The organism is Weizmannia sp. FSL W8-0401 (genome assembly GCF_038009125.1).
In the GTDB taxonomy this organism is placed as follows: domain Bacteria; phylum Bacillota; class Bacilli; order Bacillales; family Bacillaceae_C; genus Weizmannia; species Weizmannia coagulans.
On sequence record NZ_JBBPAG010000001.1, the window covers coordinates 2,902,788 to 2,915,244 of the forward strand.

Annotated in this window: 4 protein-coding genes and 3 rRNA genes; 1 reads left to right on the top strand and 6 read right to left on the bottom strand. The window is 46.7% G+C overall.

Annotated features, from left to right (window positions below; all coding sequences use genetic code 11):
- Positions 1-69: 69 nt before the first annotated feature.
- From NSU00_RS14105 to NSU00_RS14130, 6 genes are all read right to left on the bottom strand, one after another.
- Positions 70-1,422 carry a 6-phospho-alpha-glucosidase gene (locus tag NSU00_RS14105; RefSeq protein ID WP_340703840.1) on the bottom strand — a complete coding sequence of 451 codons (1,353 nt, stop codon included), beginning with the start codon at positions 1,420-1,422 and terminating at the stop codon, positions 70-72.
- A gap of 279 nt (positions 1,423-1,701) precedes the next feature.
- Positions 1,702-1,817: ribosomal RNA gene (gene rrf, locus NSU00_RS14110) — 5S ribosomal RNA — on the bottom strand.
- 570 nt (positions 1,818-2,387) lie between these two features.
- Positions 2,388-5,319 (bottom strand): 23S ribosomal RNA (locus tag NSU00_RS14115).
- Between the two features lie 319 nt (positions 5,320-5,638).
- Positions 5,639-7,194, bottom strand: a 16S ribosomal RNA gene (locus NSU00_RS14120).
- The 16S, 23S and 5S rRNA genes sit together here, the layout of an rRNA operon.
- 418 nt (positions 7,195-7,612) lie before the next feature.
- A complete protein-coding gene (locus NSU00_RS14125) occupies positions 7,613-8,923 on the bottom strand; it encodes a transposase family protein (protein WP_013858128.1) in 1,311 nt (436 codons plus the stop codon).
- Between the two features lie 505 nt (positions 8,924-9,428).
- The gene (locus tag NSU00_RS14130) at positions 9,429-10,844 is read right to left on the bottom strand and encodes an ISLre2 family transposase (protein WP_340703841.1); all 1,416 of its coding nucleotides are present in this window, start codon (positions 10,842-10,844) and stop codon (positions 9,429-9,431) included.
- A 269-nt stretch (positions 10,845-11,113) separates the two neighbouring features.
- Between NSU00_RS14130 and NSU00_RS14135 the strand changes: the two genes are divergently transcribed.
- Complete coding sequence (locus NSU00_RS14135; protein ID WP_017551439.1) at positions 11,114-12,364, top strand: dicarboxylate/amino acid:cation symporter; 1,251 nt, start codon at positions 11,114-11,116, stop codon at positions 12,362-12,364.
- The last annotated feature ends 93 nt before the right edge of the window (positions 12,365-12,457 follow it).

A 12,457-nucleotide genomic window follows, 5' to 3' on the forward strand; every position in this document is an offset into this window, starting at 1 on the left:
TTGGTTTCACTTAGTAATGATGTAAAGGAGCATGTTTAAATAATCCCTTTAGTTGATTACCTTGTATGATCAGCTTAAAACCGGTTCAGGACGCCCGATTTTTAATTCCGGCCAGTAACCCTTATTTGCTTCAACCAGTTCATCCAAAATAACTTTGGCCAGTCCTGCATCTGGTACAATCTTACTTAAGCTTAATGCTTGCCATAATTTTGTATACGAACCCTCTATCCAGGCATCGACAACCAGGTTTTCAACACTGTTTTGTTCCTCAATCAACCCTTTTTGGAAGCGCGGGATTTTACCCTGCGCGAGTGGTTCAGGCCCATTTGCACCAATCAAGCAAGGAATTTCCACCATCGTATCAGAATCCAGGTTTTCTACTGCCCCTTTATTTGGTGTAATGACAAGCATGCGTTCTTTTGTGTTATAAGCAATCGCACGGCATAAATCAATAATATAGGAAGCATGTTCATCTGATTTAAAGGCGCTGTTTGTTGCTGTTCCGGATTCCGTAATTTTGGCACACTCTTCAAAAACAAATTTTTCGCGGCCCGATCTAATTTCATCCGTCCTTGTATGATTCGGATCAGAATGTTTCACAACTTCCTGCGGATATAGATAGTATTTCAGATAAGTGTTCGGCAATGTTTCCGGATCGAGTGCATAGACATCTTTAGCCATTTCAAAAGTCTCTCTCCAGCTTTTTTCTGTCCCGCTTTCATCAGGCAATATATATCCGTGTTCCCTGACATAGGCCTGAAGCTGTGGCATTAAATTATTGCCTTTCTTATCTCTTACAGCCGTCCACCATCCAAAGTGGTTCAAACCATAATAGTCGAAATCCAGTTCTTTATAAGAATTTAATTTTAATATTTTTGCCATCCGATCCATTATTCCAATTGGCATGTCACAAATATTGATAATTTTAGATTTCGGTCTTAAGCGATTTGTAGCTACAGCCACGATTGCAGCCGGGTTTGAGTAATTCAACATCCAGGCATTTGGAGAATATTTTTCCATATAGTCAATAAGCTCTAAAACGCCTCCGATGGACCTTAAACCGTAAGCAATTCCTCCAGGCCCTGTTGTTTCTTGACCCACAACCCCGTGTTTCAATGGAATTTTTTCATCTTTTTCGCGCATTTCATATTTTCCAACCCTGATTTGTGCCATTACAAAATCGACATCTGTAAACCCTTCTGCAGGATCGGTTGTTGCCAAAAATTCTATTTCTGGGGCCCTTTCTTTAATCATGATGGCGCAAGCATCCGCAATTTTTTGCTGCCGCTCTCCGTCATTATCATAAAACTTTAAACTTCTAATTGGAAATTTGTCTAAATTATCAAGCAACGTTAAAGCAATTCCCGGGGTATAAGTGCTGCCCCCGCCGGCGATCACTACTGAAAACTTTTTATCTGGCATAGTAAATCTCTCCTTAAAGAAAACGTTATCTTTATTACATGATCATTATCTCACAAAGAAAAAATTATTCAATAAGATGCAACTGTTTAAAAAATAAATTTGCAAACAAAAAAGAATTTCATTTTGTGGAAAATATTTCATTGAGGTATACCGCCTTCCATATCCTTCCTCCAGCAATGATTTTGAGTAAAACGGGCTGCATTCCGGTGAAAGCAGTAAACAGTGTTTTTTATACAGGTACGAAAAAACCGCAGACGATTTGTCTGCGGTTCTCTTTTGGCCCGGCAACGTCCTACTCTCGCAGGGGGAAACCCCCAACTACCATCGGCGCTGGAAAGCTTAACTTCCGTGTTCGGGATGGGAACGGGTGTGACCTTTCCGCCATCGTCACCGGACCTCAATGACAAAAATCATTATAACAAAGTTTCCATTGCTTATCAACAGGAATTATGTGATTCCCTGAAAACCGGATGGGAGAAAAAACTGTAAACGGAGAATAGCTTTGGTTTCTAACTTTGAAAATTGTCTAGCTCCAGCGCCTATCGGCTAGCGTATTTCTGCGCTTTCTCCCTACGATAAGCGGGCATCGACTCGCCTTTAGGGGCTCGCCGTGTTTCCTTTATCTCAGTCGAAAGCTCCGAAATCCGTACGCCGATGACCAAGGCGCTTCCGCTTTTCTATTGTCTAGCTCCGGTGCCTAGCCCCTCGAGGTCGAATAACCTGCCCGCCACGGAGCCAAAAGACGGCTCCATGCCGGTCAGAACATTCGCTTGTCGGGGCTAAACAAGGCACCTTCGCTTTTCTATTGTCCAGTTCCGGGCGCTATCGGCTAGTGAACTTCCCGTCCCCCCTTTCATACGATAAGCGGGCATCGACTCGCCTTTAGGGCTCGTCGTGTTTCCTTTATCTCAGGCGGGGGCCTTGAAGTTCATACGCCGATGAGCGAGCACCCTTCACTTTTCTATTTGGTTAAGTCCTCGATCGATTAGTATCCGTCAGCTGCACGCGTCGCCGCGCTTCCACCCCGGACCTATCAACCTGATCATCTTTCAGGGATCTTACCAGTTAAACTGTGGGAAATCTCATCTTGAGGGGGGCTTCATGCTTAGATGCTTTCAGCACTTATCCCTTCCGCACATAGCTACCCAGCGATGCCTTTGGCAAGACAACTGGTACACCAGCGGTGCGTCCATCCCGGTCCTCTCGTACTAAGGACAGCTCCTCTCAAATTTCCTGCGCCCGCGACGGATAGGGACCGAACTGTCTCACGACGTTCTGAACCCAGCTCGCGTACCGCTTTAATGGGCGAACAGCCCAACCCTTGGGACCGACTACAGCCCCAGGATGCGATGAGCCGACATCGAGGTGCCAAACCTCCCCGTCGATGTGGACTCTTGGGGGAGATCAGCCTGTTATCCCCAGGGTAGCTTTTATCCGTTGAGCGATGGCCCTTCCATGCGGAACCACCGGATCACTAAGCCCGACTTTCGTCCCTGCCCGACTTGTAAGTCTCGCAGTCAAGCTCCCTTATGCCTTTACACTCTGCGAATGATTTCCAACCATTCTGAGGGAACCTTTGGGCGCCTCCGTTACCTTTTAGGAGGCGACCGCCCCAGTCAAACTGCCTGCCTGACACTGTCTCCCACCCCGGTAAGGGGTGCGGGTTAGAATTTCAATACAGCCAGGGTAGTATCCCACCGATGCCTCCGCCGAAGCTGGCGCTCCGGTTTCCAAGGCTCCTACCTATCCTGTACAAGCTGTACCAAAATTCAATATCAGGCTGCAGTAAAGCTCCATGGGGTCTTTCCGTCCTGTCGCGGGTAACCTGCATCTTCACAGGTACTATAATTTCACCGAGTCTCTCGTTGAGACAGTGCCCAGATCGTTACACCTTTCGTGCGGGTCAGAACTTACCTGACAAGGAATTTCGCTACCTTAGGACCGTTATAGTTACGGCCGCCGTTTACTGGGGCTTCAGTTCAGAGCTTCGCCTTGCGGCTAACCCCTCTCCTTAACCTTCCAGCACCGGGCAGGTGTCAGCCCCTATACTTCGCCTTGCGGCTTCGCAGAGACCTGTGTTTTTGCTAAACAGTCGCCTGGGCCTATTCACTGCGGCTTCCCGGGGCATACACCCCAAAAAGCACCCCTTCTCCCGAAGTTACGGGGTCATTTTGCCGAGTTCCTTAACGAGAGTTCTCTCGCTCACCTTAGGATTCTCTCCTCGCCTACCTGTGTCGGTTTGCGGTACGGGCGCCTTTCACCTCACTAGAGGCTTTTCTTGGCAGTGTGGAATCAGGAACTTCGGTACTTTAATTTCCCTCGCCATCACAGCTCCGCCTTGGCGCGAAGGATTTGCCTCCGCACCGGCCTAACTGCTTGGACGCGATCAACCAGTGTCGCGCTTGCCCTATCCTCCTGCGTCCCCCCATCGTTCAAACGGTGAAGAGGCGGTACAGGAATATCAACCTGTTGTCCATCGCCTACGCCTTTCGGCCTCGGCTTAGGCCCCGACTAACCCTGAGCGGACGAGCCTTCCTCAGGAAACCTTAGGCATTCGGTGGAAGGGATTCTCACCCTTCTTTCGCTACTCATACCGGCATTCTCACTTCTAAGCGCTCCACCGGTCCTTCCGGTCCGGCTTCAACGCCCTTAGAACGCTCTCCTACCACGGACACCAAACGGTGTCCATCCGCAGCTTCGGTGATACGTTTAGCCCCGGTACATTTTCGGCGCAGCGTCACTCGACCAGTGAGCTATTACGCACTCTTTGAATGATGGCTGCTTCTAAGCCAACATCCTGGTTGTCTAAGCAACGCCACATCCTTTTCCACTTAACGTATACTTTGGGACCTTAGCTGGCGGTCTGGGCTGTTTCCCTTTCGACCATGGATCTTATCACTCACAGTCTGACTCCCAAGCATAAGTTTTTGGCATTCGGAGTTTGTCTGAATTCGGTAACCCGATGAGGGCCCCTCGTCCAAACAGTGCTCTACCTCCAAAACTCTCCGCTTGAGGCTAGCCCTAAAGCTATTTCGGAGAGAACCAGCTATCTCCAAGTTCGATTGGAATTTCTCCGCTACCCACACCTCATCCCCGCACTTTTCAACGTGCGTGGGTTCGGGCCTCCAGCAAGTGTTACCTTGCCTTCACCCTGGACATGGGTAGATCACCTGGTTTCGGGTCTGCGGCCTCATACTCTTTCGCCCTGTTCAGACTCGCTTTCGCTGCGGCTCCGCTTCTTCAGCTTAACCTTGCATGAGACCGTAACTCGCCGGTTCATTCTACAAAAGGCACGCCATCACCCGTTAACGGGCTCTGACTACTTGTAGGCACACGGTTTCAGGATCTCTTTCACTCCCCTCCCGGGGTGCTTTTCACCTTTCCCTCACGGTACTGGTTCACTATCGGTCACTAGGGAGTATTTAGCCTTGGGAGATGGTCCTCCCGGATTCCGGCGGGATTCCTCGTGTCCCGCCGTACTCAGGATCCACTCGGGAGAGAACGAAGTTTCAGTTACAGGGCTTTTACCTTCTCCGGCAGGCCTTTCCAGGCCGCTTCACTTACCCCGTTCTTTTGTAACTCCCATATGAGTGTCCTACAACCCCGGAAGGCAAGCCTTCCGGTTTGGGCTGTTTCCTGTTCGCTCGCCGCTACTTGGGAAATCGCAATTGCTTTCTCTTCCTCCGGGTACTGAGATGTTTCAGTTCCCCGGGTGTGCCCTTCCTGCCCTATGGATTCAGGCAGGAATCCTGTCCGATTAAAGACAGGGGGTTTCCCCATTCGGAAATCTCCGGATCAAAGCTTACGTACAGCTCCCCGGAGCATATCGGTGTTTGTACCGTCCTTCATCGGCTCCTAGTGCCAAGGCATCCGCCGTGCGCCCTTTCTAACTTAACCATAAAAGGTTTAAATCCAAAAATAAGCGATTCTCGGTTTACTTGGTTTATTTCTCCTATCCGGTTTTCAAAGAACACATACTGAAGGATTGGACCTTCAAAACTGAACAAAACGAAAACGCCAAACTTAATTTCGGAAAACCGAAGGTTTTCCTTTTATGTCTAGCTCCGGGCGCTATCGGCTAGCGTATTTCTACGTCTTCTCCCTACGATAAGCGGGCATCGATTCGCCTTTAAGGCTCATCGTGTTTCCTTTATCTCAGTCGAAGACTTCGAAATCCGTACGCCGATGAACGAGCGCCCTACGCTTTTCCCCTTAGAAAGGAGGTGATCCAGCCGCACCTTCCGATACGGCTACCTTGTTACGACTTCACCCCAATCATCTGTCCCACCTTCGGCGGCTGGCTCCGTAAAGGTTACCTCACCGACTTCGGGTGTTACAAACTCTCGTGGTGTGACGGGCGGTGTGTACAAGGCCCGGGAACGTATTCACCGCGGCATGCTGATCCGCGATTACTAGCGATTCCGGCTTCATGCAGGCGGGTTGCAGCCTGCAATCCGAACTGGGAATGGTTTTCTGGGATTGGCTTAACCTCGCGGTCTCGCAGCCCTTTGTACCATCCATTGTAGCACGTGTGTAGCCCAGGTCATAAGGGGCATGATGATTTGACGTCATCCCCACCTTCCTCCGGTTTGTCACCGGCAGTCACCTTAGAGTGCCCAACTCAATGCTGGCAACTAAGGTCAAGGGTTGCGCTCGTTGCGGGACTTAACCCAACATCTCACGACACGAGCTGACGACAACCATGCACCACCTGTCACTCTGTCCCCCGAAGGGGAAGGCCCTGTCTCCAGGGAGGTCAGAGGATGTCAAGACCTGGTAAGGTTCTTCGCGTTGCTTCGAATTAAACCACATGCTCCACCGCTTGTGCGGGCCCCCGTCAATTCCTTTGAGTTTCAGCCTTGCGGCCGTACTCCCCAGGCGGAGTGCTTAATGCGTTAGCTGCAGCACTAAAGGGCGGAAACCCTCTAACACTTAGCACTCATCGTTTACGGCGTGGACTACCAGGGTATCTAATCCTGTTTGCTCCCCACGCTTTCGCGCCTCAGCGTCAGTTACAGACCAGAGAGCCGCCTTCGCCACTGGTGTTCCTCCACATCTCTACGCATTTCACCGCTACACGTGGAATTCCACTCTCCTCTTCTGCACTCAAGCCTCCCAGTTTCCAATGACCGCTTGCGGTTGAGCCGCAAGATTTCACATCAGACTTAAGAAGCCGCCTGCGCGCGCTTTACGCCCAATAATTCCGGACAACGCTTGCCACCTACGTATTACCGCGGCTGCTGGCACGTAGTTAGCCGTGGCTTTCTGGCCGGGTACCGTCAAGGCGCCGCCCTGTTCGAACGGCACTTGTTCTTCCCCGGCAACAGAGTTTTACGACCCGAAGGCCTTCTTCACTCACGCGGCGTTGCTCCGTCAGACTTTCGTCCATTGCGGAAGATTCCCTACTGCTGCCTCCCGTAGGAGTTTGGGCCGTGTCTCAGTCCCAATGTGGCCGATCACCCTCTCAGGTCGGCTACGCATCGTTGCCTTGGTGGGCCGTTACCCCGCCAACTAGCTAATGCGCCGCGGGCCCATCTGTAAGTGGCAGCCGAAGCCGCCTTTCCTTTTTCCTCCATGCGGAGGAAAAAACTATCCGGTATTAGCCCCGGTTTCCCGGCGTTATCCCGGTCTTACAGGCAGGTTGCCCACGTGTTACTCACCCGTCCGCCGCTAATCTTGTTAAAAGCAAGCTTTTAACAAGATTCGCACGACTTGCATGTATTAGGCACGCCGCCAGCGTTCGTCCTGAGCCAGGATCAAACTCTCAGTAAAGATGTTTGATAAAAGCTCAAAAAGAATTTGACGTTTCGTTTTGTCCAGTTTTCAAGGAACAATCTTTACTGTCCTTTAACAGCGACTTAATTATTATATCAAAATATCAATTCGCTGTCAACATCTTTTTCCACCAGACTCAATATTTTTTCATTTGCTATCGAGTCAGCTTTATTATCATACCATCCGTGTTATCCTAAGTCAATATATAATGACATGAAGCAGTTCTGAAGAGTAAATTCATCAATTTTTAGATGTTTTATGATAAAATGACTTATCCACATTTAGAAAATTTTTCCATCTATTTTTTCTGCTTTCAAAGTCAAAAAGAGCCGAATTTGCAAATTTCTTTTTTAAAATTGTGGATAACTTCAAAAAAACCTTTTTTTACATCACATCCTTTGCTATAATATAACCATTAAGTAAACCTTACTTGTATTGGCTTACTTAAATGGGTGAAATCCTCGTCTGTTAAAATACGTGTCCGAAACGATTCCAACAGATTTGAGGATTTTTCTTTTGCCGTTTTTTTGAGTGCTTTTAAGATTGACGAACCTTTTTCAAACAGCTGTCTAATAATATCTGTTATTTGAACTAATAAATAATGATTTTTCATGGCTGTGTAGTTTTGGCTATTGGCATGTTCTATATTGTAACGATTATTTTTTTGTTCGTTAAATCCTTGATTTTCAATCTTCCAGCGGCTTCTTCCTGCAGCGATGAGTCGTTCCACGTTCTTTTTCGTGATTTTAATATCCGTTATAAATACATACTCTTTCGATTTCCCATCCTCTGTTTTCATTGTGGCCTCCATCAGATTGACCGTTCTGTCTTTGTAGGCAATATCATTCACCCAAACTAATGAATTCTGATCCTTACTTTGTTCCAGCTCTTTTATTGCCTTAAACTCCGTCGAGATACTTTTAATTCTCCCTTCCTTAAATCTGCATATATATTTCCATTTGTGCGCCCTGCACAGATTAAATACCGTTTCACATGCATAGAGACTATCTCCCAAGATACAAATCGGTAGTCTTTTAAATATTTTTTTTATTTTCTTTGCCAGCCTGTCGAAGGCTTTTAATTCACAATCTTGCTTAGAAACATTTTCTGATTCATTTTCGATAAATTCGGAGGCAATACTGAAGACCATATCCCCCACGACAAGCTTGGCTTCAAGTACATGGTGCATATAAAGTACGTTCGTTTCTCCTGTTTCTTTATTTGTATATGCCCGTCTCAGGCAGTGTTTACAATGTTTCTCATGAAAGGTGTGTAATCCAGTTCCATCAATGATGACACCCCAGTACTTTCCTTCAATTCGATAAGACTCGAGAGACCTTTTTTTCAATAATTCTTTAATCATATACGTTCTAATTTTTTCTAATTCATTTACATCTAAGCCAGATAAAAAGTCGTTAATTGTATCATAATGTGGAAGTTCTTCAAGAGAATCTAAGCCTAACACCTTCCCTACATTTTTAATACATTCTTCTTTATTAAAACTCTCACTCATGTTTCTCATGGATTTTAGGCCGGTCATATTTTTCAACATCATCGTAAATAAAAGGACCTCTGGACCATAAGTGATATAGCTTTGATGTCGGTGGTCTGCTACCTTTTTTAGGTTATTCATCAGGTCTTTGAAAAAATGCTTCTGAATTTTAAGGAACTCGAAAAAATAATTTGCTTCTTTTTCACGATTTCTTTTTTCTTTTCTAGTAACCAAAATAAAAACCCCCTCAAAACAGCCAAGTTTAATTAGGGCTTGCTGAACGAATCAAATTTTAGCTTGTATTCGACTTGTCACTAAGCCATGCCAAAATATTCGTCCAGCAAGCTCTAATTATTTAAATTATTACATATTTAGCCGCATTTTTGGGGGGGAATAGTTAAATTATCACGAAAAATTTTTACTCCTCAGAGCTGGACATGAAGTATGTGTCAAGTTTTTCTCGACAAGGTTTAAATATCGGGTATTCCAAGACACTCTTTTTGTACACTTTCGGCTACCGTGCTTTACTTGCTCGGTGTAATTTTCGGAAAAGATGTAATATTTCCGTATAAAGATGGATAACGGGGATGTTGAGGCGCGCGAAATTCACTCGCTTTCCGCGGGCGGCCGGCGAGCCTCCTCGCTCGTACCTCGCTGCGGGGTCTCTCCTGGCTCGCTTTTCCCGCAGGAGTCTCGTAAATTTCGCGCGCCTCAACGATCAGTCCCCACTGAGCCAAGCTTAAAACGAAAGCTCTAATATTTTGCTTAAATGTCCCATTGCCGATGAACTGCTTGAATGCAGGGCAACTGATCCGTGCTTTACGCCCACTGACGGGCGTACAGGCTGCTTGAGTAGTTGAGACATCCTGATTAATTGTTTCAAGTTCCGTTGCTTTCTCTCGCTTCTTGAACGGTGTTTCAGATAGACTTCTCTCAATGTCCCATTGAGTATGCCTTGTTTGATTTTCACCATGGCTTCTGCGCCAAGTTCACTCCAATGCATGCCCCTTTTTTTCATCCTGAAGGAGATATGCCTTTGATTCGATTCCATCGCTCCTAGGCCTCTCGCACCTTCCGGCACGTTTTTCACCCTGTCTCTCCAGTCAAAAATGCGGTCCCAGTTTTTCAAGATATACGAACGGAATTCCTTGATTTTCTTGAGAGCCTTTTTATCCGTCAAGGTGCTTTCGTGCGTATCCAAATATAACGTGAATTGGTCCAGGTCATGCGTTCTAATCGCTTTTCTAATTTGCTCCTTGATCTCGCTCTTTCCGCCCCCAAATGTCCTTATGATGGCTTGTGCAACGTGGTAGGTATCCAGCTGGTTGAGCACCGGAAATTCCGACTGTGAGAAAGCTGTTTGAAACCGTTCAGCTGTGTATCCCGCACCTCCATCACTGTTTGTAATGACATGCGTTTTTTCGAGGGAGTAGGTGTTGGCAGCTGTGGCTTGGACTTCATCCCAAAATGTCTGGATGGATTTCGTCGTCATGATAACAACGGGATGGTGTAGAGAGACTCTTTTGCCATTGGTTTCCCATCCTTCATAGAGAATGGCGTGGTGGACTTCCAAACCCTGTTTCTTTTCTAGTCCCCGGACGAATATACCATCAGCTTCGGAAAACAGGTAATCTACCTTCTTTCCCTCAGGCAGGGAAACAGCTATTTCTAGCTCTTCTACAAGTGCCTTATCGGCTTCCGCCTGAGTTTTCCCTACGTGTTTTACCATGTTCCCTACAGTTGTGTGACTAAGACTCACTGCTGTCCACTCTTTTAAAATATCAGCTACTTCCCGATAGGTGTTCTCACTTGCCAACTCTGCCACCTTTAATTCCACTAACGGGCTGTATCGTTGGTGTGGTACCAGCCCTAACCATTCATCCAGAGGATAATGGGAATTTCCTCTCTTGTCATGCATTAATGAGCGTTTAAAGGTCACACTTCCAAATAGAAACTGAATGTTTCTGTTATCACTCCGGCAGTACACCCAGCCCTCCTCTAACTTCTTCTGTTTAATTGTTTTATCTAACTCTTCAAATATTTCCCCAACCCATTGTGTAAAAGCCTTCTGCATCAAAAGTTTAAGCTGTTCTTCAAATTCCATAAGACTTTTTGTATCCTTTAATAATCCAGCAATTATTGATATAATATCCATGGGAAGACCTCTCTCTCTAGATGTTCATCTTGAAGTGTACAATTAGATGATAGAGCGTCTTCCCATTTTTTTCCACTCATCTGCCCCTTCGAGTAAAATTTTACACATACTGACATGAAATTTTTTTCAAACGCAATCTATCAAATTACCAACAAACAGACCGACACGCAGGGATCTTTTGGGCAAAAATCAAATTGACTTCTTTTTATGATCATCGGAAAATAAAACATGTGGGAACAATGCATTTTCCGTTTAAGGAGAGGTTGAATTTGAAAACATTTTTTCGCAATTACAAATCCACTGCCATATTGCTGGCTGCCATCATCATTGGCGGCATTGCAGGCGTGGTTGCAGGCTCAAAAGCAGAGGTTGTAAAACCATTCGGGGATTTATTTTTAAATTTAATGTTTACGGTTATTATTCCGCTTGTGTTTTTCAGCATTTCTTCTGCCATCGCAAATATGGCCGGCCTTGGCCGTTTGGGCAAAATTTTAGGGAGCATCATTCTTGTGTTCCTTGGCACTTCCCTCTTGGCAGCCATCATTGGTTTTGGCGGCACTTTCATCATCAAGCCGCTTGCGCATACAGATACAACCGCCATAGAACAGATGATGGCAAAAGCAGACGGAAGCCGGCAAAGCGGCACCAATCCGTCTTTTCTCGAACAGCTTGTTCAAACATTCACAGTGCCTGATTTTCCAAATTTATTTACCAAAACGAATATGCTTCAGCTGATTGTTTTTTCCGTTCTGTTCGGCCTGGCTACCACATTGGCCGGGGAGAAAGGAAAGCCGGTTGCTGCTTTTTTGGCATCGGGAACAGCCGTCATGATGAAATTTGTTAAAATCATCATGTATTATGCGCCAATCGGGCTCGGGTGTTACTTCGCTTCCATCATCGGCACACTCGGCCCGCAAATTTTGGAAGGATATGCGCGTTCGTTTGGTTTATACCTGATCTTAACGGTCATTTACTTTTTCGGCTTTTTTACCTTATATGCCTTTATGGCCGGGGGGGCAGAGGGGATCAAAGTTTTTTGGAAAAATGCGGTCCCCCCTTCTGTTACGGCTATTGCTACCTGTTCAAGTGCTGCCTGCATTCCGGTTAATTTGGAAACTGTTCAAAAAATGCATGTGCCTTCCGACATCGCGGAAACGGTGATTCCTTTAGGCGCGAACACGCATAAGGACGGCTCGGTGTTTGGTGGCGTGCTGAAAATCGTTTTTTTGTTCACCTTGTTCGGGAAAGATTTGACAAGCCTGCCCCATATGCTGGCTGTCATTGCCGTTGCATTTCTTGTCGGCGCGGTAATGGGGGCGATCCCAAGCGGCGGCATGATCGGGGAGATGCTGATTTTAAGCGTTTTTGGATTCCCGCCGGAGTCGCTTCCGATTATTGCAGTAATTAGTACGATTATTGATGTTCCGGCCACGCTTTTAAATTCGACCGGAAACACGGTAAGCGCCATGCTCGTTTCCCGGCTTGTTGAAGGAAAACATTGGCTCAGCCGCACGCAGTAAAAGAAAGAACCAGGCAGCCCGTTTCTCAGGCGGAAGCCGTGGAGTGCCGGAGAAGGAGCCGGATTTCCGCCGGTTTCTTAAAAGAACCGCTGT